Annotated in this window: 19 protein-coding genes, 2 tRNA genes and 1 riboswitch; of the genes, 17 read left to right on the forward strand and 4 right to left on the reverse strand. The window is 27.8% G+C overall.

The features are described 5' to 3' along the window. Positions 1-171: 171 nt before the first annotated feature. The 3 genes from hpf (at position 172) to prfB (ending at position 4,944) form a co-directional block, all read left to right on the forward strand. A complete protein-coding gene (gene hpf / locus ACQPVP_RS02065) occupies positions 172-717 on the forward strand; it encodes a ribosome hibernation-promoting factor, HPF/YfiA family (protein ID WP_430846762.1) in 546 nt (181 codons plus the stop codon). A gap of 380 nt (positions 718-1,097) precedes the next feature. Beyond that, positions 1,098-3,611 (forward strand): preprotein translocase subunit SecA, encoded by a 2,514-nt coding sequence (secA, locus tag ACQPVP_RS02070; RefSeq protein ID WP_430846764.1) that lies wholly within the window; start codon positions 1,098-1,100, stop codon positions 3,609-3,611. Between the two features lie 231 nt (positions 3,612-3,842). Further along, positions 3,843-4,944, forward strand: a protein-coding gene (prfB, locus tag ACQPVP_RS02075) for a peptide chain release factor 2 (protein WP_430846766.1) whose coding sequence is annotated in 2 segments (ribosomal slippage) — positions 3,843-3,908 and positions 3,910-4,944 — 1,101 coding nt in all. Because the reading frame shifts where the segments join, the coding sequence is not laid out codon by codon here. Positions 4,945-5,123: 179 nt separating this feature from the next. On the opposite strand, the gene ACQPVP_RS02080 is transcribed toward prfB, so the two are convergent. Then, entirely contained in the window at positions 5,124-6,479 is a 1,356-nt protein-coding gene (locus tag ACQPVP_RS02080; protein ID WP_430846768.1) for a M28 family metallopeptidase, read from the reverse strand. Positions 6,480-7,036: 557 nt separating this feature from the next. On the opposite strand from ACQPVP_RS02080, the gene ACQPVP_RS02085 reads away from it, so the two are divergent. Together ACQPVP_RS02085 and ACQPVP_RS02090 are read left to right on the forward strand one after the other, a co-directional pair. After that, positions 7,037-9,211, forward strand: a complete 2,175-nt coding sequence (locus ACQPVP_RS02085) for a Tex family protein (RefSeq protein WP_430846770.1) — start codon at positions 7,037-7,039, stop codon at positions 9,209-9,211. Between the two features lie 50 nt (positions 9,212-9,261). After that, positions 9,262-9,380: riboswitch (FMN riboswitch) on the forward strand. A gap of 201 nt (positions 9,381-9,581) precedes the next feature. Then, complete coding sequence (locus tag ACQPVP_RS02090) at positions 9,582-10,184, forward strand: ECF transporter S component (RefSeq protein ID WP_430846772.1); 603 nt, start codon at positions 9,582-9,584, stop codon at positions 10,182-10,184. Positions 10,185-10,295: 111 nt separating this feature from the next. Here the strand turns inward: ACQPVP_RS02090 and rimI are convergent, their stop codons facing one another. From rimI to tsaE, 3 genes are read right to left on the reverse strand one after another with little or no spacing between them, the layout of a single operon-like run. Further along, positions 10,296-10,742 carry a ribosomal protein S18-alanine N-acetyltransferase gene (gene rimI / locus ACQPVP_RS02095; protein ID WP_430846774.1) on the reverse strand — a complete coding sequence of 149 codons (447 nt, stop codon included), beginning with the start codon at positions 10,740-10,742 and terminating at the stop codon, positions 10,296-10,298. Next, positions 10,726-11,442, reverse strand: a complete 717-nt coding sequence (tsaB, locus tag ACQPVP_RS02100) for a tRNA (adenosine(37)-N6)-threonylcarbamoyltransferase complex dimerization subunit type 1 TsaB (protein ID WP_430846776.1) — start codon at positions 11,440-11,442, stop codon at positions 10,726-10,728. The genes rimI and tsaB overlap by 17 nt, the downstream gene beginning before the upstream one ends. Beyond that, a complete protein-coding gene (tsaE, locus tag ACQPVP_RS02105) occupies positions 11,439-11,900 on the reverse strand; it encodes a tRNA (adenosine(37)-N6)-threonylcarbamoyltransferase complex ATPase subunit type 1 TsaE (protein WP_430846778.1) in 462 nt (153 codons plus the stop codon). The genes tsaB and tsaE overlap by 4 nt, the downstream gene beginning before the upstream one ends. A 188-nt stretch (positions 11,901-12,088) precedes the next feature. Here tsaE and ACQPVP_RS02110 point away from each other — a divergent pair, with 188 nt between their 5' ends. From ACQPVP_RS02110 to ACQPVP_RS02165, 12 genes are all read left to right on the forward strand, one after another. Continuing rightward, positions 12,089-12,964 (forward strand): metal ABC transporter substrate-binding protein, encoded by an 876-nt coding sequence (locus ACQPVP_RS02110; protein WP_430846780.1) that lies wholly within the window; start codon positions 12,089-12,091, stop codon positions 12,962-12,964. Positions 12,965-13,003: 39 nt separating this feature from the next. After that, positions 13,004-13,079, forward strand: a tRNA-Trp gene (locus ACQPVP_RS02115). Between the two features lie 269 nt (positions 13,080-13,348). Further along, positions 13,349-13,424, forward strand: a tRNA-Trp gene (locus ACQPVP_RS02120). Between the two features lie 155 nt (positions 13,425-13,579). Beyond that, a complete protein-coding gene (locus tag ACQPVP_RS02125; protein ID WP_430846782.1) occupies positions 13,580-16,810 on the forward strand; it encodes a ligand-binding sensor domain-containing protein in 3,231 nt (1,076 codons plus the stop codon). A gap of 294 nt (positions 16,811-17,104) precedes the next feature. After that, positions 17,105-17,956, forward strand: coding sequence for a BglG family transcription antiterminator LicT (gene licT, locus ACQPVP_RS02130; protein ID WP_430846784.1), 852 nt, complete (start codon positions 17,105-17,107; stop codon positions 17,954-17,956). Between the two features lie 83 nt (positions 17,957-18,039). Beyond that, positions 18,040-20,088, forward strand: a complete 2,049-nt coding sequence (gene ptsG / locus ACQPVP_RS02135) for a glucose-specific PTS transporter subunit IIBC (protein ID WP_430846786.1) — start codon at positions 18,040-18,042, stop codon at positions 20,086-20,088. 103 nt (positions 20,089-20,191) lie between these two features. Further along, entirely contained in the window at positions 20,192-20,806 is a 615-nt protein-coding gene (gene trhA / locus ACQPVP_RS02140; protein ID WP_430847304.1) for a PAQR family membrane homeostasis protein TrhA, read from the forward strand. 156 nt (positions 20,807-20,962) lie between these two features. Continuing rightward, the gene (locus tag ACQPVP_RS02145; RefSeq protein ID WP_430841636.1) at positions 20,963-21,145 is read left to right on the forward strand and encodes an alpha/beta-type small acid-soluble spore protein; all 183 of its coding nucleotides are present in this window, start codon (positions 20,963-20,965) and stop codon (positions 21,143-21,145) included. A 323-nt stretch (positions 21,146-21,468) separates the two neighbouring features. Further along, on the forward strand, positions 21,469-21,843 hold the full coding sequence (locus ACQPVP_RS02150; RefSeq protein ID WP_430846788.1) for a GntR family transcriptional regulator: 375 nt from the start codon (positions 21,469-21,471) through the stop codon (positions 21,841-21,843). Continuing rightward, the gene (locus tag ACQPVP_RS02155; RefSeq protein ID WP_430846790.1) at positions 21,836-22,534 is read left to right on the forward strand and encodes an ABC transporter ATP-binding protein; all 699 of its coding nucleotides are present in this window, start codon (positions 21,836-21,838) and stop codon (positions 22,532-22,534) included. Before ACQPVP_RS02150 ends, ACQPVP_RS02155 begins: the two co-directional genes overlap by 8 nt. A gap of 17 nt (positions 22,535-22,551) precedes the next feature. Continuing rightward, the gene (locus ACQPVP_RS02160) at positions 22,552-23,250 is read left to right on the forward strand and encodes a hypothetical protein (RefSeq protein WP_430846792.1); all 699 of its coding nucleotides are present in this window, start codon (positions 22,552-22,554) and stop codon (positions 23,248-23,250) included. Between the two features lie 11 nt (positions 23,251-23,261). Continuing rightward, positions 23,262-24,086: a DUF4097 family beta strand repeat-containing protein gene (locus ACQPVP_RS02165; RefSeq protein WP_430846793.1), complete on the forward strand. Its 825-nt coding sequence runs from the start codon at positions 23,262-23,264 to the stop codon at positions 24,084-24,086. The last annotated feature ends 207 nt before the right edge of the window (positions 24,087-24,293 follow it).

Genomic DNA, 24,293 nt, shown 5'->3' on the forward strand with positions numbered 1-24,293 from the left:
AAATAAGATAAAAATGCTATCTTTGATCTTTAGTAAATAAAGCATAATAGCAGATTGAATTTTCAGATTATTATGTAAATTGATATTGTTAAAACTATTACTTCGTGGTATAATATAGACATAAACAAAATAATTCTACTGTTTAAGCTTATAGAGAGGGGATGAACTTTTATGAGAGTTTCAGTAATAGCAAAAAATACTACAGCGACACCAGCTTTAAAGGATATGATAGAAAAAAAGCTGTCGAAAGTTAAGAGGTACTTTAATCCAGATGTGGAGGCGAAAGCTACCTTATCAGTCCAAAAAAATAAGCAAAAGGTTGAAGTTACAATACCTTTTAATGGGGTTATACTTAGAGCAGAAGAAGCGACAGAAGATATGTATAAGTCAATTGATTTAGTAGTAAATAAATTAGAAAGACAAATTAGAAAACAAAAAACTAAATTATCTAGAAAAAATAATGAATCTGTAAGGTTTACAGAAATAGATGAATTTGGTTTTAAAGATAATGTAGATATCTTAGATGAAGAAAATGGAAAGGTCGTAAAATTCAAAAAGTTTAATATGAAACCTATGTCAGTAGAAGAGGCCATACTTCAAATGGAATTAGTAGGACATAATTTTTTCGTATTCCAAGATGCTGAAAAGAATAAAGTTAATGTTTTATATAAGAGAAAAGATGGGGACTATGGTTTATTAGAACCAGATTACATCTAAAATATATATAATAAAAAATCATGAAATAAATTTTGAAAGTGGTTAAAACTAGAAATAGTTTTAAATCACTTTCTTTTTATCCCTTCCTTCCTTTAGCTTTTAATTGCATATATTAATTTGTGATGATTTAGAACGAAGTGACGGGAAAAATATCATAATTCCGAAAAAGTGTGAATTATCACTTTGAGTTTATAGAAGTAAATATGTTGTGTTAGAGCGACTTAGAGCTTGCGACGGAGTGACTAATATAACATATTTACTTCTTTTTTATTAAAAAACAACATATTTGTTGAATTAATTGTTAATAAAATGGTATAATTTATAAATGAAATTTGATAATCGAAAAATTAAGAAAATATATAGTTGGAAGGAAAATTAGTATGGGATTTTTGGAAAAAATATTTGGCTCATATAGTGAGAGAGAAGTAAAGAAATTAGTAAAGATTGCAGATAAAATAGAAGAATTAGATGAGGATATGCAAAAATTATCAGATGATGAACTTAGAGCTAAGACTGATGAATTTAAAAATAGACTTAAAAATGGTGAAACTTTAGATGATATACTACCTGAAGCTTTTGCAGTTTGTAGAGAAGCTGCATGGAGAGTTTTAGGAATGAAGCATTATAGAGTTCAACTTATTGGTGGTATGGTTTTACACCAAGGTAGAATTGCAGAAATGAAAACTGGTGAAGGTAAGACATTAGTTGCAACACTTCCATTATATTTAAATGCATTAACTGGTGAAGGAGTTCACTTAATAACAGTTAATGACTACTTAGCAACAAGAGACGTTGAGTGGATGGGACAATTATATAATTTCCTTGGTTTAACTACTGGTTGTATAGTTCATGGCTTAAATTCTAATGAAAGAAGAGCAGCTTATGCAGCAGATATAACTTATGGTACTAATAATGAGTTCGGTTTTGATTACTTAAGAGATAATATGGTAATCTATAAAGAAGAAAAGGTTCAAAGAAAATTAAACTTTGCAGTTGTGGATGAAGTTGACTCTATTCTTATAGATGAAGCTAGAACACCTCTTATAATTTCAGGTGCTGGAGAAAAATCAACAAAGTTCTACAATGTTGCAGATAATTTTGTAAAACAGTTATTGGAAGAAAAAGATTACACAATAGATGAAAAAGCTAATTCAGTTATGTTAACTGATGATGGGGTTGCTAAGGCAGAAAAAGCTTTTGGAATAGATAACTATGCTGATGCAGAACATTTAGAATTACAACACTACATTACTCAAGCATTAAAAGCTAACTATGGAATGAAGAGAGATAAGGACTACATGGTTAAAGATGGTCAAGTAATTATAGTTGACGAATTTACAGGTAGACTTATGGAAGGAAGAAGATATTCAGATGGACTTCACCAAGCTATAGAAGCTAAAGAAGGAGTAAAAATAGAAAGAGAATCAAAAACATTAGCAACTATAACATTCCAAAACTATTTTAGAATGTATAGTAAGTTATCAGGTATGACAGGTACTGCTTTAACAGAAGAAAATGAATTTAGAGAAATTTATGCTTTAGATGTTATAGTTGTTCCTACTAATAAAGATATAGCTAGATTAGATAAGAGTGATCTAATCTATAAAAATACTAATGGAAAATATAATGCTATTATAGAAGATATAATAGAATGTAATAAAAAGGGTCAACCAGTTTTAGTTGGTACAGTAAGTATAGAAAAATCAGAATACTTATCTGCTCTATTAAAGAAAAGAGGAATAAAGCACAAAGTTTTAAATGCTAAATACCATGAACAAGAAGCAGAAATTATATCTCATGCCGGAGAATTAGGAAGTGTAACTATAGCTACTAATATGGCTGGTAGAGGTACAGATATTAAGTTAGGTGAAGGCGTTAAAGAAGTTGGCGGATTAAAGATAATAGGTACAGAAAGACATGAATCTAGAAGAATAGATAACCAATTAAGAGGTAGATCTGGTCGTCAAGGAGATGCTGGTGAATCTGTATTCTATATTTCTCTAGAAGATGATTTAATGAGAATATTTGGATCAGAGAGAATTCAAGGCTTAATGGATAAATTAGGATTAGAAGATGATGAAGCTATTGATCATAAGATGGTAAGTAAGGCTATTGAAAATGCTCAAAAGAAGGTTGAAGGTAATAACTTTGATATCAGAAAGAACCTTATTGGTTATGATGATGTTATGAATATGCAAAGGGAAGTTATTTACAAACAAAGATCTGAAGTTCTTGAAGGAAAAGATTTAAAAGATCAAATTCAACAAATGGTTAAGGATATAGTTTCTGATGCGGTTAAAGCTCACTTAGAAAATGTAAATGATAATTTTGAAGGTGAAGTAGAAAAATTAATTCAATATTTAGAAGATATATGTTTACCTCATAAAATTGTTAAGGTAGAAGATATAATAGATTTATCTAATGATAAAATTATAGAAAAATTATTAGACATATTAATGAATGTTTACCATGAAAAAGAAGAAGAATTTGGTGAAGAACATTTTAGAGAAATAGAAAGAGTTATTCTTTTAAGAGTAGTTGACCAAAAGTGGATGGATCATATTGATAATATGGACCATTTAAAACAAGGTATTGGACTTAGAGCCTACAAGCAAATGGATCCAATTCAAGCATATCAAATGGAAGGTAGTGCTATGTTTGAAGAAATGATTCAAGGAATAAAGATAGATACAGTTAAGTTCTTATATCATATTCAAATTCAAAAGACAGTTGAAAGAGAAAGAGTTGCAGAAGAAACTTCAGCAAGCCATGGCGGAGATGAAGGAGATACTAAAAAGCAACCAGTTAGAAATGAAAACAAAGTAGGTAGAAATGATCTATGTCCATGTGGAAGTGGAAAGAAGTATAAGAACTGTTGTGGAAGAGAAGCATAAGGTGCTGTAGTACAATGAAAAATTAAGAATGAATAATGAAGAATTAAAGAAGTAATTTGTTCCAAATTACAGTAAAATTAAAGGGGTTGTCTCATTAAAAAGAAATACCACAATATATTGTAATTATTAAAAAATATATTGTATATAAATTTCTTAATGAGACAGCCTCAAATTTCATAAATAATTATTAATTATTCATTATAAGTTATCAATTGAAAAAGGTGTGATGTTATGATAATTAAGCTAGAAGCAGAATTAGCTAAGCTTACAGATATTAAAAAGTTTATAGAAGAAATGAGGGCTTCTCTTTGACAAGGAAGCATTAGAAAAACAATTACAGGAATTAGAACTTAAAATGCAAGAACCAGGCTTTTGGGATGATATAAAAAAAGCAGAAGAAGTTACTAAAGAAAGTAAAAGAATAAAAGATAAAATAGATAGTTTTGATAATCTAGTTAATAGAGTCGAAGATGTAGAAATACTGTCTGATTTAGTTGAAGAAAATGACGATGATTCAATTAATGAAGTTATAAGGGAAATTAAATCAATAGAAAAGGATGTAGAGGAATATAGAATAGAACTTTTATTATCTGGCGAATACGATAGAAATGATGCTATTTTAACTTTACATGCAGGAGTTGGCGGTAGTGATGCTAATGATTGGACTGAAATGCTACTTAGAATGTATACTAGGTGGTGTGAAAAGAAAGGATTTTCAGTTGAAACCATAGACTACCTTGAGGGTGATGAAGCAGGAATAAAGAGTGTTACTTTAAAAGTTAAGGGAGAATTTGCCTATGGATATTTAAAAGCAGAAAAAGGAGTTCATAGATTAGTAAGAATATCTCCATTTAATGCAAATGGAAAAAGACAAACTTCTTTTGCATCTGTTGAAGTTTTACCTGAACTTACTAAGGATCAAGATATTGATATAAGAAGTGAAGATTTAAAAATAGATACTTATAGAGCAAGTGGAGCTGGCGGTCAGCATGTTAATAAAACAGAATCGGCCATAAGAATAACACATATTCCAACTGGAATTGTAGTTCAATGCCAAAGTGAGAGAAGTCAATTTTCTAATAGAGATACAGCAATGTCAATGCTGAAGTCAAAGCTTATAGAATTAAAAGAAAGGGCTCATAAAGAGAAAATTGAAGATTTAACTGGAGAACTTAAGGATATGGGATGGGGCAGTCAGATAAGATCATATGTATTCCATCCATATAATATGGTTAAAGACCATAGAACAGGAGAAGAAACAGCAAACTTAAATGCAGTTATGAATGGAGAAATAGATAGCTTTATAACTGCATATTTAAGAAGCAAACAATAGTATAAAAATGCTAGCATTTTTATAATGGATAATGTATAATTAAGGAAAAAATCCTAAAGGATTTTAATAAGGGATGTTTTGCACAAACTGAATTTAAGTTTTGTTGTGCAAAACATCCTAAATTTTTAATTATTAATTCTTTATTTAAAATTGTGCTTTCTAAAATTAAACATGAAATTTTATTTTATTTTTCTTTTTTTAAAATAATTAACAAAAGGTGCAGATGCTAAGAATCCAAATAATATAGATAATATGAATAGAGATATTTTGCCATAGAAGAATTTTGTAACTAAACTATATGAAGAATCAAAAATTTTATCCTCTATTACAGAATAGGCACTATCAATAGCATCTAAACTAATATACTCAACTTTATCGTTAGGAGTATGGATTTTACTTAAATCAGCATGACAAAAGCTTAGGGCTTCAATTCCTAAATCATTGAAACTTGCATGATCACTAGAATTTTCATATTGGACAACAGTCTCAACGTTATTGGCTTTAGCAATTTTTTCTATTGATTTAAGTAGATCTGAAGACTTATCTTTATATGCTGTTCCAACCATTAATGTAAGGGGAAAGCCTTCACTTCCAATCATATCAAAATTTATTACTTCGGCACCTTTTAATTTATCTAAATTTTTTTCGGCAAAGTCTTTAGACCCTAGAAGACCAAACTCTTCTGCATTCAAAGCCACGAAAATTATATCTCTCTTTGGTTTTCCGTAAGTTGATAAAGACCTTTCTAGCTCCAATAAAAATGATGTACCAGATGAATTATCAAGTGCACCACCATAAGTATTTTTAAGTGCATCAGTTCCTAAATGATCAAAGTGAGCTGTTAAAACTAATGGAGGAAGAGAGTTAGAGGTTCCTTCAATAACTCCAACGACATTTGAAATTTCTTTTTCTTCAGTAGAAAAAGGGATGTTAATTGAAATTGTAGCACCATCTCTTAAAGAATCTAAAATCTTATTGTAGGTATCAGTATTTATTAATACCATCATATTATAAGGAAAATTACTTATAAAAGAACTTCTAAAAGAAAAATTATTATTAGGTGCTAGGTAAAATAGGCAATTTCCTTTATCTGTAGCCACTTCAATATAATTAGAAAAAACACTAACTTTATTTTCCTTTGAAAATGTTAAGTTACTATTTTTAAAATTAATCATATCTTCTTTAAAATCAACACCGTATTTTAAATTTTCTTCAAATCCATCATCATAAGATATCTTTAAATAAGGAGAAGTATTGTTATTTACAGGAGAAGTAACTTTGAAGCTCTCTTTATAAGTTTCATTTAGTGGAAGGAGCTTATTATCTTGAAAGTTTTTTCTAATTAATTCTTCTACTAATAAATTTTCATTGCTACCAGCTAGTCTACCTCCATAGGTATCAGAAGATAATATTGCTATGCTTTTCTTTACATTATCAGCATTAAAAGGTGAATATGTAAAATTTGAAAATATTGATAGAGATAATAATAATATAGTAGATATTAAAGAAACTGAATAAATTAATTTTTTTTTCATAAAAATACCTCAAAAAATAGTTATACTTAATACTATTAATTAAGGTTTTAAAATATAACAAGTATTATATTTAATACTTAAGCTCTTTTATAAACAAGGTCAATGAAACTAAGAATTAGTGAAAATAACATGCATATATAAATAAATACATTTATTTGATTAGTGATAATTGAAAAAACACCACCAACTATGAAGCTAAAGAGTACTATACAATTTATAAATTTAGTTAACCCAGATTTACTTATAATTATTTCTTTAGTAGAAGAAATTAATATTAAAATTAAGGTTAAGAAGTATAATATATATTTAAAAGTATTAGAGAACTCAATAATATAATATTGATTTAAAATAATAAAAACAATAAAGAAAACAAGGAGAATATTAATTATCTTATTTATAAATATTGAAAGTTTATTCATATACATCACCCTATTGTAAAATTTTTACAATTATAATTATATACTTAGTTTTACATAATATCAAGCTGATAATTTTATAAAAAATGAAATTTGTATTATAATAATATCATTACGTAAATTTTTATTAGGAGGAAGCTTATGGTTGATATAGTAGGTAGGTTATCAGGGGAACTTGGTATAAGTCTAAGTCAAGTTAATAATGTTATTTCATTACTTGATGATGGAAATACAGTTCCATTTATTTCCAGGTATAGAAAGGAACAAACAGGAGCATTAAGCGATGAAGTTTTAAGAAAATTTCAAGAAAGATTAATTTATCTTAGAAATTTGAAGGAAAGAAAAGAAGATGTTTTAAGACTTATAGATGAACAAGGAAAGCTAACAGAGGAGATTCAAAAGTCTTTAGAAAAAGCTATGACTTTAACAGAGGTGGAAGATATTTATAGACCTTACAAACAAAAAAAGAGAACTAGAGCAACAATAGCTTTAGAAAAGGGCTTAAAACCACTTGCAGATATTATAATATCTGGAGATTTTAAAGGAGATATAAAAGAAGAGGCTTCAAAATTTATAAATGAAGAAAAAAATGTGAATTCATATGAAGAAGCTATAAATGGAGCTTTAGATATATTGGCTGAACAAATATCTGATGAGGCTAAATATAGAAAATGGATAAGAAATTTAGTATTTAAAGAAGGTAAGATTGAATCAAAAGGAGAAAGTGAAGAACATACACCTTTTGAGATGTATTATGAACATAGTGAAGAGGTATCCAAAATACCACCTCATAGAATTTTAGCTATAAATAGAGGGGAAAAAGAGAAAGTCCTAACTGTTAAAATAAATGTAAATGAAGATAAGATAATTAATTATTTAGAAAATGAAATATTAAAAAATAATAATATAACTGATGAATATTTAAAGTCATCAATAAAAGACTCATTAAAGAGACTTATATACCCATCTATTGAAAGAGAAGTTAGAAATGAGCTTACAGATAAAGGTGAAGAAGGAGCAATAAAGATTTTTAAGGAAAACTTAAAAGCCTTATTAATGCAACCACCTATTAAAGGAAAGGTAGTTATGGGATATGACCCTGGGTTTAGAACTGGTTGCAAAATTGCTGTATTAGATAATACAGGGAGATTTTTAGAAAATACAACTGTATACCCAACAGCTCCTCAAAATAGAGTTAAGGAAACTAAAGAAGTATTAATAAAGTTAATTAACAAACATAATGTTGAAGTTATTTCCTTAGGAAATGGAACTGCATCTAGAGAGTCAGAAGAAGTTATTTCAGAAGTTATTTCAGAAATTAAGAAAGAAAGTGGAAAAGAAGTGGCATATGTTATAGTTTCAGAAGCTGGTGCATCTGTTTATTCGGCATCTGAACTTGCAACTAAGGAGTATCCTGATTTAGATGTTACAGTTAGAGGGGCTATATCAATAGGTAGAAGATTACAAGATCCTATGGCAGAATTAGTTAAAATAGATCCAAAGGCTTTAGGGGTTGGACAATATCAGCATGATGTTACACCTAAGAGATTAGATGAATCTTTAACTGGTGTAGTTGAAGACTCTGTAAATAAGGTAGGAGTTGATTTAAACACTGCAACACCATCATTACTTACTTATATAGCAGGTATTAATTCAAGTATTGCAAATAATATAGTTATTTACAGAAACGAAGTTGGAGGATTTAAAAGTAGAAAGGAACTTTTAAAGGTTAAGAGGCTTGGGCAAAAGGCTTACGAGCAATGTGCTGGATTCTTAAGGGTTATGGAGAGCAATGAACCATTAGACAATACTTCAGTGCATCCAGAGTCTTATGAAGCTGCAAGAAACTTAATAGCACTACTTGGTTATAGTAATAGTGATCTAAAAGAAAACAATCTTAATGATATTGATGAACGAGTGAAAGAAAAAGGCATTAAAAATATTTCTAAAGAATTAGAAATAGGTGAGCTTACTTTAGAAGATATTATTAAAGAACTTAAAAAGCCTGGAAGAGATATTAGGGAGGAAATGCCAAAACCTATCTTAAAAACAGGGGTAATAGATTTAAAAGATTTAAGTGAAGGCATGGTTCTTATGGGGACTGTAAGAAATGTATCAGACTTTGGAGCCTTTGTTGATATTGGAGTTCATCAAGATGGATTGGTGCACAAAAGCCAAATGGCAGATAGATTTGTAAAGCATCCATTAGATATTGTTAAAGTAGGAGATATAGTAAAAGTAAAGATACTTGAAGTAGATGGTAAAAGAAATAGAATATCTTTATCTATGAAAGGGATAAAAGAAGAAGATTGTTAAAAAATTACTTGTAAAAAATTAAAAAGAGGAATATAATAAAATCATGAATAAATTATCTTCAGGGCGGGGCGTAATTCCCCACCGGCGGTATAGCCCGCGAGCTAAAGTTTTAGCATGATTCGGTGAAACTCCGAGGCCGACAGTATAGTCTGGATGAAAGAAGGTAAGGTGTTAGGTATTGCTTAGTATGTAATTTAACTTAGCAAATCTTATTACTTATGATTATTAGCCCTGATGTAAATATACGTCAGGGTTTTTTTATTTAATTAAGAAAAGAAAAAGTTATAAGATTCTAAGAAAATTTGTTAAATTAATATCATTAGCAAGTAACTACCCCATGCCCCAGAGATAGCTTTTGGGAGGAGAAAAAATGAATAATCAACAAAACAAAAACTTAAACAAATTTATTAAAATTTCACTTTTGGGTGCCATAGCAGTGGTACTTATGTATTTCGATTTTCCAATACCTTTTTTACCATTCCCATGGTTAAAAATTGACTTAAGTGATATTCCAGCACTTATGGGAGCTTTTGCTTTTGGACCAATGGCGGGTATTGTAATTGAATTACTAAAAAACTTATTAATTTTAATAGTTAAGGGGACAGGGACATATTTTGTTGGAGAAATAGCTAACTTTATAGTAGGGGTTTCTCTAGTTGCTCCAGCAGCATGGGTTTATCACAGAAATAAGAGTAAGAAAACAGCTTTACTTGGAATGTTATTAGGAACTATATGTATAGAAGTTATGGGAATTATAGCAAATGTGTATTTCTTATTGCCTGCATATGGAATGCAGATGGCAGCTGATGAAATAGTACAATACGTGACTATAGGTTTGGTACCTTTCAATGGAATAAAGGCTATAATGGTATGTGGAATAACTTATGCACTATATAAGAAAGTTTCATTAGCTATTTTTAAAGTAGATTCAAATTTTGATAGTAGAAGAAAAGAGAACCTAGGTTCAATTTAATAGATAGTTAAGATTTTAAAAGATAGGAATTAAATTTCTATCTTTTTTATTTTTTTAGGAAATTATAAAAAGGTTATCATGGGAATAACCTTTTATAATTTCCTTTTTTTATTATAAATTTTTAGTCATTAATATAGCATCTTCTTTGTTATCTTCATAATAGCCTTTTCTAAGTCCATCAACGATAAATCCATATTTTTTATAGAGGTTTTGAGCAGCATAGTTTGAAGCTCGAACCTCTAAATTTATTAATGAACAATTTAAATCAGTACATAGATTAATTAAGGAATCAAGCAATTTAGCACCAATTCCTTGTTTTCTATAATCAGGATGAACAGCTATATTAGTGATACTTCCTTCACCTACAACTATCCATATACCTACAAAACCAACAACTAAGTTTGAATCTTCATTTCTTGCAACAATATATTTTGCTAAGGGATTATTTAACTCACTTTTAATTGATTCCATACTCCAAGGCATGGAAAAGCAAGAGTTTGAGATGTTAAAAACTCCATTAATATCTTTATCAGTCATTAAATTATAAGTTATTTTCATTTTTTAATGCTAACCTTTTTTCTAATTCTCTTTGAGCTTGAGGTTTTTTTAAATAAAATGGAGCAGAGTTTAAGTCATCACATTCATTATTTAATAGCATTTTAATTCCTAATTCTCCTAAGGAAGAGGCTCTTATGATATTAAGATGATTTGGAGCAAAGATTGCATTAGGGAAATTTTCTGATAAATAATCCTTATGCTTGTTTACTGCATCTCCAGTAAAAATAACTTTTTCTCCTTTTTCTTTTAGTATTTCAATTAATTCATCTAATTCTAAAGCTGAGTAATCAATTAATTTCTCTAAATTACCATTATTTCCTTTATAAAGACAAGTATAAACACTATTTCTTAATGCATCCATCATAGGACAGATGATTCCATCAAAATTAACTAAAGAATAAGCAAGAGCATCTAAACTAGATATACTTACATAAGGCTTATTTGAACCAAGGCTTAAGCCTTTAACTGTAGCCATACCTATTCTTAATCCTGTAAAAGAGCCAGGACCTTTTGAAACAACAAAACCATCTACATCATCTATGTCTAGGCTTGAATCCTTTAACAACTTATCAACCATATCCATAATTAAAGTTGAGTGTTCTAATTTATTATTTATTGTATATTCTGCTATTAAATTATTTTCGTCTAAAAGAGCAGCAGTAGCAACTTTTGAGGCTGAATCTATACTTAAAACTATCATAAGCTTAACTCCTTTATATAATTGTATCTATCTCCATAAGGAGTGATAGATATTTTTCTAAAATTTTCACCTTTAGATAAATCTTTTTCTATTAGAATATGAATATATTCATCAGGTAATATTTCTTCTATGTAATTAGCCCATTCAATTATAGATACTCCATCTGAAAATATATAATCATCGAAACCTATAGCATAAATTTCATCAGGATCACTTACTCTATATACGTCAAAATGATATAATTTTAATCTCCCAGAATCGTACTCATTAACTATAGTAAAAGTTGGACTAGTTATATGATCATCTATATCCAAACCCTTGGCTATTCCTTTTGTTATATGAGTTTTTCCAGTTCCTAAGTCTCCAGTTAAACATACAATATCACCAGGTTTCAATAGTTTACCAATAGCATAGCCAAGTTTAGTAGTTTCTTCTATATCTTTAACATAAAAATGCATATGGAATCTCCTTTCTAAATACTATATATTAATATATATTCTATCCAAAATGAAGAAAAAAAGAAAGTTAAAACATAGATATATAGTTCATATTTTTTCAAACTGTAATACATTTGTAATTATTTCTTATAAATGATAAGATATTATAAAGATAGAAATATTATTTATGCTTCCTGGAGGAAAGTATTATGAAGAAGTTAACATATGGATTAGTTATTTTTACTTCTATTTTATTTTTAGGATTAACCTTTTCTTATAATCCAATGGCAAATCCAACAGATGAATTTGATGAAGAAAAGGAGATTTATTTAAACATATTAACTGTGAATAAGGAATCCTATAAGATGACGAAGGCTTTAGTAGGTAATAGGCATAATGTAGAGTATTTATTTAATAACGAAAAAGAAGTTAGTGAATTTAAGACAAATGACAAAGTTATAGAAAATATATTAAATATGGATTTATTTATATACAATGGTCTAGGTTATGAACCTTGGATAAATGATGTTGTAGATAGTTCTAAAAACTCAAGTGTAGGAATTATTAATATGAGTAGAGGAATAAGGACTATTACAAGAAATTCATCTGAACAATATCAAGAAAATCCATACTATTTATTAGGTTTTAATGAATATAAAATAGCTTTATATAATATAAAAACAGCTTTACAAGAAAGAGACATAAAAAATAGAAATTATTATGAAGAGAATTATAATAATTTAGTTAAAGAGTTAGATGAATTCTTAAGCAAATCAAAGGAAGAGATGAGTTCTTATAAAGATTATAGTATAGTAACTAATACAGATAAGTTTGATTACTTATTTAGAGATTTAGGAATTCAAGCAACTAAGATTAAAAATAATAAAGAAGAAATTAGTAAAGATGAAATAGATAAAGTTATATTTATTTATGATAAAGATAATGAAAATCTAGATGACTTAAAGAATAAAATGAAAAGTGAATATACTTATGTTGGGCTAAGCTATGATGAAGATACAGATATTTTAAGTAAAAATGTTACAGATATAATTGAGGCTATAAAAATTAAAAATAATAATAGTTGATTTTTATCTATACATAAGATATAATAGTTATTGTTGCAAAGGGGTATAGCTCAATTGGTAGAGTAGCGGTCTCCAAAACCGTTGGTTGTGGGTTCGATTCCTACTGCCCCTGCCAAAAACCAGTAATTTTAAATTACTGGTTTTTTTACTATTTAGGAAATTATAAAGATGTTACCCTGTGAATAACTTTTTTATAATTTCATTCCTCCAGCTTTGAAGTGTTTCTATTAATTTTGTGATGACTTGGAGCTTACGACGGAATAAGCAAAATTATATATAAGTATTTTTAAAAATATATGATACTATTTTACTTGTTTATGTTATTATGTAATTAAGTTTTTATTGACAAGAGTAAAAATAACATGATAGAATAAATTTTGTCAAAGGGGTATAGCTCAATTGGTAGAGTAGCGGTCTCCAAAACCGTTGGTTGTGGGTTCGATTCCTACTGCCCCTGCCATGCTAAATAAAAGGCTAAAAACGTAGAGTTTTTAGCCTTTTATTTATTTAAAATATTGGATAGTTTATTTAAAATATTTTAGTATTTATTCAGATTGAAAATTATTAAGCACAAATATAAATCATTATTATTTGATAGTTTATGAGAGGAAAAATATGAATAGTATAACAAAGAAAATATTTATTAGTTTGTTAATTGCTGTATTTATAAGTAATATTATTTGTATAAAAACTAATGCTATAGTTAACAATAAAAATAATATTAATTTTAAAAGAATAACTATAGAAGATGGAATGTCACAGGCCACAGCTCAATATTTATTTCAAGATAGTAAGGGGTATATGTGGATAGCTACATCAGATGGACTAAACAGATATAATGGAAGAGAATTTGAAATTTATAGGTATAGGAAAGATGAGAGTAATAGTATAAGTGGAAACTATATTACAGCTGTAACTGAAGATGAGTATGGAGATATATGGGTTGGAACATCTAGAGGATTAAATAAAATTAATACTACAACTAAAGAAGTAGAAGTTTATTTTCCTGGAGTAAATGGATGTAATTTGTCTGATCATAATATTACTGAAATTTTAATAGACTCAGATAATAATATATATATAGCGACTACAGAGGGACTAAATTTATATGATAGAAAAAATAATAACTTTATAAGAGTTTATGATAATAATTATGGAGACAATAATTTAACTAGTCAGTTTATATATAGTATAGTAGAAGATAAAAATAAAGACTTATGGATAGGTACAGAAGAAGGATTAAATAAAGTTAATAGAAAAACTAATGAAATAACTAATTATTATGCAGATGGATTAAGTAATTCTATTACTGATAATTTTATATATAAACTTTATGTAGATGATTTAAATAATTTATGGATAGGTACAGATAGTGGTGGATTAAATAAATTAAATATTGATGTTAACATTATGGATTTTTATGTTAATGATCCAGAGAATGATAAATCTATAGCTGGAAATTCAATTAGATATATATTAAAAGATAGCAATGATATTATTTGGATAGCTACTAATAATGGCTTAAGTAGACTGGATGAGAAAAGTAATACTTTTACTAATTATACATCTAAAATATATGATACTCAAAGTTTAGTGAGTAATAATGTATTAAGCTTATTTGAAGATAATTCAGGTTCAATTTGGGTTGGAACTTATGATGGAATAAGTATATTTAATATCCAAGACTCTTTTATAAATTATAAAAAGGATCCTTTTGATAGAAATTCAATAAGCGATGACATGATGGCAGGAATATATAAAGATAAAGATGGGCTTTTGTGGGTTGGAACAGTTCATGATGGTTTAAACGTAATAGATAGAGAAAATAATGCCATATATCAGTATAAAAGTTCTGATAATGATAATTCCTTAAGTAATGATAATATAAGAGATATTACAGGAATTGACAATGAAATTTGGATTGCTACTGAAAATGGGCTTACAAAATACGATAAAAATACCAATAAATTCATAAAGTATTTCATTGAAAATGATAAATCTTTAAGTTCTAATGATGTTAGAGGATTATATATAGATAGTGATGGAATTCTATGGATAGCTACTAGAGATGGAATTTTTAGTTTTGACAGAAAAGACACATTTAAATCTTATAAAGAATTATTTTTAAAGAGTGGCATATCTGAAACTATTTTTTCAGATATAGCTGAAGATAAGGAAGGAATAATATGGATAGGTTCTTCAATAGATGGAGGATTAATTAAGCTAAATAAGCATACCAATGAAGTAACTACATATAGAAATGATGAAGATAATGAAAATAGTATAAGTTTTAATATAATAAAATCTATTGCAGTTGATGAAGAAAATAATATTTGGATAGGAACTCAATATGGATTAAATAAGTTTAATAGAGAAGATGAAACTTTTACAAGATATACAGAAAGTGATGGATTATCTAATAACTTTATTTATGGAATTTTAATAGATGAAGAAAATGATTTATGGATAAGTACTAACTATGGAATATCTAAATACGATATAAGTAATAATAAGTTTATAAATTATGATGTTACAGATGGATTACAAGGAAATGAATTTAATGGGTATTCATATTATAAATCAGAAGATGGAGAGATGTTCTTCGGAGGTATTAATGGATTTACTGCATTTTATCCTAAAGATTTAAAAGATAAGAGCTTTATACCTAATGTTGTAGTAGATAGTGTATATAGTGACGAAAATGAAATATTAGATTTAGATAATATTTCAATAAGTTATAAGAATAATAATATAAGGTTTAACTTTTTTATGCCTGATTATAGAAATGTTAAGAAAATTCAATATGCATATAAATTAGTTGGATTAGATAGTGATTGGTTTTTCTCAGAAAATAGAAATTATGCTAATTATACTAATTTAGAAGCTGGAGATTATACATTTTTGGTAAAAGCCAGGAATTCTACTGGGGAATGGAGTGAAGAGACAAGTATAAAATTTACAGTTGGAGTAGCACCTTTAAAAAGTCCAGTAGCCTATATGATTTATGCATTGCTGATATTTATAGTAATCTATATCATATGGAATAGAGTAAAATTATTAGATAGCTTAGTTGATCAAAGGACTACTGAATTAAACAATAAGTTAAAGGAAAATAAAGATTTATATGATAAATTAATAAAAAATGAAAAGTATAAAAATAATTATTTTGTAAATTTATCACATGAACTTAGAACTCCGCTAAATGTTATTATTTCTGTAGAACAACTTATATCTAAATTAAATGAGGATGAAAGCAATTTATCTAAGGAAAAATTAGATTATTATATGGGTACCTTAAGAAGAAACTCAGGTAGATTATTAAATCTAATTAACAATATAATAGATACATCTAAAATAGAATCTGGTTCTTACAAATTACGAATAGAAGAGAATGATATAGTTTATCTAGTTGAAGAGATAGCATTATCAATGAAGGATCTTGTTGAATCTAAGGGAATAGAGTTAATTGTAGATCCAGAAATAGAAGAGAAGGTTATAGAATGTGATGCTTCCGAAATAGAAAAATGTGTAGTAAACTTAGTTGCTAATGCTATAAAATTTACCGAAAGTGGAGGTAAAATAGAAGTTAAAATAGTTGATCTTGGAGATTATGTTAGAATATCTGTTGAAGATAATGGAATTGGAATAGATAGAAAGTATCATGAAGCTATTTTTGATAGATTTGGTCAAGCTTATGCAAATGTATCAGAAGAGTATGGTGGAAGTGGACTTGGTTTAACTTTAACTAAACAGCTAGTTACACTTCATAATGGTAGAATTTATGTTGAAAGTGAAATTAATAATGGAAGTAGGTTTATAATAGTTTTACCTGTTAAACATGAGTAGACTGTAACTGTTGACAGTAGTTATTTACAATGATATTATATATTTACTAAGTATATGGATTGTTACTGGAGTGCAGGTAATACCTAAATTGGAATAGATAATCTACTCCAATTTAGGTTTTTTATTCTTTAGGAAATTATAAAAATGTTACCCTGTTAATAACGTTTTATAATTTCCTTCCATCAGCTTTGAAGTGCTTCTATTAATTTTGTGATGACTTGGAGCGGAGCGACGGAATAAGCAAAATTATATAGAAGTACTTTTTTATTTTCCAAGGTAAGGAGAATTGTTAAGATGATAGTAGAAAAAGTATTGAACAATAATGTAGTTGTATCAATAGATCCTAATACTAAAAAAGAAGTAATTATAATGGGGTCAGGAATTGCCTTTAATAAGAAGGTTGGTCAGGAAATAGAGGAAGATAAAATTGAAAAAATATTTGTTGTAGATGATAAGGGGATGGGAAATAAGCTTAAAAAGCTAATAAATCAAATACCAGATGGAATATTTCAATTAGCACATGAAATCATCACTTATGCATCTAAGAAGCTAAATAGAAAGCTAGATAAGCAAATATATATTTCTTTAGCTGATCATATAGCATTTGCAATAAAAAGGTATAAAAATAATATTCAAATAAAAAATGATCTATTGGATGAAATTAGAAGGATACATAGAGAAGAATTTTCTGTAGCTTTATGGGCTGTAGAACATATAAATAAACGGCTTAAGATAAATTTACCGGAGGATGAAGCAGCTTTTATTGCACTACATTTAGTAAATGCAAGTTATCAAGAAACTTCAAAAGAATCTGTAATTGCAACTAATATAATTAAGGGTATTTTAAATATTATTAGATATTATTACTCAGTAGAATTTAATGAGGAAGATTTAAATTATGATAGATTATTAACTCATTTAAAGTATTTTGCAAAGAGAGTAGTAACTAACAATCAAAATAGAAGTACTGATAGTGAATTTATAGATTTAGCTAAAAAAAGCTATCCAGAAGCTTATGATTGTGCTCAAAGAGTAAAGTCATATATTGAAGGAAATTATGATTATATAGTAAATAAAGATGAAATAGTTTACTTAACTATGCATATTCATAGAGTTATTTCTGTATTAAGAAATAGTAAAATCTAGAAGTATTTTTTTACTAGACTTAAGTTTATTTAGCTTAAGTCTTTATTTAAATTAAAGCCTATTTTGAGGATATTGGAGGACAAATGGATATCGGTACATTATTAAAAAAGTCTTTTGGAGTTTTACAAAGAATAGGTAAAGCTTTAACATTACCTATAGCATTATTACCAGTTGCCGGTTTATTAATGGGGCTTGGAACACTATTTAGCAACCAAGATATATTAAATACTTTTCCTATTTTAGCTGGAGAAAGATTTCAATTAATAGCTAATATAGTATCTTCCGCAGGAAGTATTATATTTGATAACTTACCATTATTATTTGCTGTAGGAGTAGCTATTGGAATGTCATCAGGAGATGGAGTTGCCGCATTAGCTGCTATAGTGGGTTTCTTAATTATGAATATTACATTAGGGGTAATAGTAGGCATAGACTTAACTCAAGTTGAAAGAAATCCAATGTATACAATGGTTCTTGGAATACCAACATTACATACTGGAGTTTTTGGAGGAATTCTTATTGGGGTTATATCAGCTATAATATTTGATAAATTTCATAATATAAAGCTTCCTGAATATTTAGGATTTTTTTCAGGAAAAAGATTTGTTCCAATTGTAGCAGCTTTATCTGGAGTTTTTTTAGGAGTTATAATGGCTTTAGTTTGGCCTTTTATTCAAAAATTCTTATTAGAATTTTCAAGGAGTATGATAAGTACAAGCGAAACTTTAGCAGCATTTATATTTGGTACTATAGAGAGAGCGCTAGTTCCTTTTGGATTGCATCATATTTGGTATGCACCATTTTGGTATCAATTTGGAGAATATATTAACTCAGCAGGTCAATTAGTAATAGGAGATCAATCAATATTCTTTTCTCAGCTTAAAGATGGAGTTCCATTTACTGCAGGTACATTCATGACAGGAAAGTTTCCTTTTATGATGTTTGGTGTTCCAGCAGCAGCTCTTGCTATGTATCATGAAGCAGATGAAGGCAAAAAGAAATTAGTAGCCGGTATTTTATTTTCAGGTGCATTAACTTCTTTCTTAACTGGAATTACAGAACCAGTTGAATTTTTGTTTTTATTTGTAGCTCCTGTTTTATTTGGTATTCACTGTATTTTTGCAGGTTTATCATTTATGGTAATGCAAATTTTAAATGTGAAAGTAGGATTAACATTTTCAGGAGGATTAATAGATTTTATACTCTTTGGAGTTATACCAAATAGAACTAGCTGGTGGTGGGCTATTATAGTAGGAATAGCCTTTTCTATAATATATTACTTTGGATTTAGATATTTTATAAGAAAGTTTGATTTGAAAACACCAGGAAGAGAAGGGGAAGAAGCTAAAATAGATATTGACATTTCTAATGAGAATATTGCTTACGAAATTTTAGATGCCTTTGGTGGTGCTAGAAATATTAAGTACTTAGATTCTTGTATAACTAGATTAAGAGTAACAGTTAAAAATTTTTCAAAAGTAAATAAAGAAAAATTAAAATATTTAGGTGCTGTTGATTTAATGATAATAGGGAATAATATTCAAGCTATATTTGGACCACAATCGGATATTCTTAAAGATCAAATTAAACATATTATTGATGGAAAAGAAATAGTACTAAAGAAGAAAAAGAAAGTTGAAGAAATAACAAGGGGAATTAATACTGAATATTCAATAGACATACCTATTTCAGGTAAGTTGTTAAGACTTGAAGAAGTACCAGATGAAATATTTTCTATGAAATTAATTGGTGATGGATTTGCTATTAATCCAACTGATAAATTGTTGAGGTCTCCAGTAAAAGGAATGGTACTTACTTTATCTAAAGAAAGACATTCTATTACTATTAGAACCTTAGAGGGCTATGATATTTTAATGCATATTGGAATAGATAGTCTTAAATTAAGAGGAGAAGGTTTTTTATCCTTTGTTGAAGAGGGAGATATAGTAAATGAAGGGGATTTATTAATTGAATTTCCTTTAGAGGTTTTAAGAGAAAAGGCTAAATCCCCAATAACTCCAATTATATTTAAAGGGTTAGAAAAGGATAAATATATATTCTTTGAGAATAAAACAGAAGTAGAGGCTGGCGAAAAAAATAAGGTTAATATACACAAGGTATTAAAAGAATAATATAATAAAGATAGAGTAATAATTATTACAGAAATCAACCAGGAGGTGATTTAGTATTAAAAAGGAAGAAGTAGTTTATAATTTTTATACTAAGGGAGAAGAAATTGCAAATGCTGTAACTCATGGAGTAGGAGCCATACTATCAATTATAGGTAGTATATTTTTAATTATAGCTGCAACAAAAACAAAAAATAATTATGCAATTTTAGGAGTTTGGATTTACTGTATTTCATTAATAATATTATATTTAGGATCTACACTGTATCATAGTATTCCTGGAAAGTTAGCAAAAAAAATATTAAGGATACTAGATCATTCATCTATTTATTTATTGATAGCTGGAACATATACACCTATAATTTTAATTTTGATGAATACTGATAGAAAATCTATTAATATACTTATAGCTATCTGGGTAATTGCAGCTTTAGGGATGGTTTTTAAAGCTTTTTGGGTAGATAGGTTCGGAGCTTTTTCAACTATATTATATATATTATTAGGATGGGCAATTGTAATAAATATAAAAACAGTATTACTTTTAGTACCTTCAAATATATTAATGTTTGTGGTTTTAGGAGGAATTGCATATACTGTGGGATGTATTTTTTTTGCAGTAGATAAAATGCCATATAATCATTTTATTTGGCATCTATTTGTAATGGCTGGAAGTGCTTTGCATTATGTTGCAATATTATTAGGAATATTTTATATATCTTAAAAAAATAAAAAAAAGTAGTAACTTAACCATGAATTTCTAGGAATATAAAGACCAGCTATGGTTAAGATAATAGTGTAAACATTAAAGCTTTAAAATGAGAGAGAGTTCCATTTAAAAGCGAGTTTACAAAACCAACAGCCGAAGGAGGAATTACAAATGGCAAAAACATTAGTTCCAGAAGCAAAAAATGGATTAAGTAAATTTAAAAATGAGGTTGCATCAGAGTTAGGAGTTCCATTTAGTGATTATAATGGAAACTTGACTTCAAAACAATGTGGTTCCGTTGGTGGCGAAATGGTAAAAAGAATGGTGGAACAATACGAACATTCAATAAAGTAGCCACAGCAACGAACAACTAAAGGTAAGACAAACAGGATGGATATACCGCCAAAGAATATAGTAGTTGCACCGTTCTAAAAAGGGAGAAACCTAATTGAAATGAAAATTTAATTTTTATTTCAATGGGTTTCTTTCTTTTTACTTTGGGGGAATTTTATAAACATATTAGCATATAAGTAAAAGTATTATTGAGGAAAGTAAAGAAATATAAGTTTAATTTGAGATAATAAAGATAAATAAAGAAAAATAAAAATAGCAAATTTAAATGCACTAGTGTACTATTTAATTAATACACTAGTACTGTATAGAAAGGAGATAAAATTATGGGGATTGAATTAAATTCAAAGGAACCTATATATCTTCAAATAATTGCGTATATGAAAAAGAAAATAGTTTCTGGAGAATTAAAAGGGGGAGAAAGGATTTTGTCTGTTAGAGAATGTGCAAGTGAGATAAAAGTTAATCCGAATACTATTCAAAAGGTTTACTCTGAACTTGAAAATCAAGGGCTAATATATACTCAAAGGGGTATTGGAAAATTTGTAACAGAAGATGAAGAAAAAATTACTGCTTTAAGAAAAGAATTGTTTAATGAAACTATAGATAAATTTATTGAGGACTCAAAAGCACTGGGTTTTAAAAAAGAAAGTATATTAGCAATTATATCAGAGAGATATAAGGAGGGGGAAAATGAATAATATATTAGAGGTAAGAAACCTATATAAAAGTATAAAAGGAAAAGAGATATTAAGAGGAGTAAGTTTTAATTTAGAAAAGGGAAAAGTTCTAGGTATTATGGGGCCTAATGGACAAGGAAAAACTACTTTATTAAATGTTATAGAGGGATTTTTAAGAATAGATAATGGGGAAATAAAGTTAGATGGAAGCAATATAGGATATGTAACTAAAGGTGATATATCTTATTTACAAGATATAAATATATTTCATAGGTCTATGAGAATTAGAGATGCCATAAGTCTATATTCTGACTTTTTTAAGGATTTTGATAAAGATAAAATGGATAGTTATTTAGAATTTATGAATTTAGATAGAGATTCAAAAATAAAAGATTTATCAAAGGGAATGATGGAGAAGTTTAATTTATCTTTAACATTAAGTAGAAAAGCAAAACTTTTCTTGTTAGATGAACCTATTTCAGGAGTTGATCCTGTTTCAAGAGAAAAGATACTAGATGCAATTTTAGAAAATTTATCTGAAGATAGCTCAATGATTATAACAACTCATTATATAGGTGAACTTGAAAGAATATTTGATGAAGTATTATTTTTAGGTGATGGTAAAGTTATAGAGTCTGGGGATGCTGAAGAATTAAGAGAAAAGTATAGTGCATCTATTGATGAAATATATAGAAAAATATTTGCTGAATAATAGTGGGGTGGAAAATTATGAATAATGTTATTAAGATTTTAAAATATAATTTGGGTAAATATCATACAGGGAGTAGTAAGATATTATATATAATTGGATTTACTCTTTTAGTTATTAATACTCTTGCAACTTTTATTAGAATACCAATGATAAGTGAGCTTATGTCATTATTAGATATAGCTTTTATTTCTACTTTTTTAGGGCTAAATTTTATTGCATCAATAATAAGATTTGTAAGACAAATTTCTAAGGAAAAGGGAAGATTATTATTTACACTTCCAGTTAAATCATCTGAGTTTTTTATAGCTAAGATTTTAGAATTTATTATAATACAAGGGGCTATAGTTATTGTCACATATATACTTTCATTACTTTCAGGAAATTCTTTGGTAGAGTTAATAAGACTATCATCTACTACAATTATGTATGGTACTATAATTGCATATGTTATAGTAATATCTTTTATTGTAATATTCGTATCTTATATAAAAAATATAGCATTAAGCTTAGTAGCAGTTGTAATTGGTGGATCTGTAATATCTGGGGTAGTAGAACAAATTATTCAATTAGTTACTAATTTCTTTCCATATTTCTATATTCAAATAGGGAGTTTTATGAAATTTGATATAATTTATTCTATTTTAAGCTTAGGGTGGATTATTTTTCTTGTATATATAGCGATTTATCATTTAGAGAGAAAATTAGATATAATTTAGGGGGGAATAAAATGAAAAAAACTTTTAAGGTAATAATGGCTTTAACACTAACTACTATGCTTTCAGGATGTGGTATAAAGTTCGGAGTTGAAAGTAGAAATAATAATTGGGGAACATGGATTTTTAATAATGATGATGATTCAAATGATTCCAGTTATTCTTCAGAAAATGTAAATATATCAGAATCAATAGATGGAATTACAAGTTTAGATATTAATATAGATGTAAGTAATGTTGATATTGAGTATTATGATGGAGAGAATTTAGAGATATCTGGGTGGTTGAGTAAGTATTCTAGAGGGATAAATACAAAAAAAAGATCTGAAAAACTTATAATAAATGAAGATTCAAAACAAGATATAAATATAAATAGTGATAATTCTAGTGAATTAGAAATAAAGATTCCAAGAAATTTTAATGGAGATTTAGAGTTTAACTTTGGAGTTGCTGAATGTGAAATTCATGACTTAGAATTGAATAATATAGTAATAAACGGTGGAGTTGGTTCATTATCATTAGAAGAAGTATCCTTTAATAAATTAGTTTTAAAAAGTGGAGTTGGAGAAGTTTCTTTAGAAACTGAAAAGAAAACAGGAGATATTACTGTAGAAGGTGGAATGGGTGAGATAAATATTGCTTTAGGAGACATAAATGGTAATTTAAAATTAGATGGTGGTATGGGAAGTACAACTATAAAAATTCCTGTTAATGCGCCAATAAATATAAACTCTGATTCTGGCTTTGGAGATACTAAGATAAGTGCCAAAACAGCAAGTGAAACAAAATATAATTTTGATATTACAGTAGGTATGGGATCAATAGAAGTTACTAATTAATTTTTTCAGTATAGAATGCGATTTGAAAAGAGAAGGTAGTTAAATGAATTAAAAATAAATAGAGTAAATTTCATAATTCTGAATGAAATGAATAATTATGAAATCTAATTTTAAAGTGTGATATGTAAGGGAAGATGACTTGGGGCAAAGTGACGGAATAATCAACCTTACATATCACACTTTGTTGTTGTATAAGCAATTGAAAAA

The sequence above is a fragment of the Clostridium nigeriense genome (assembly GCF_050585265.1).
GTDB classification, from domain to species: Bacteria; Bacillota; Clostridia; order Clostridiales; family Clostridiaceae; genus Clostridium; species Clostridium nigeriense_B.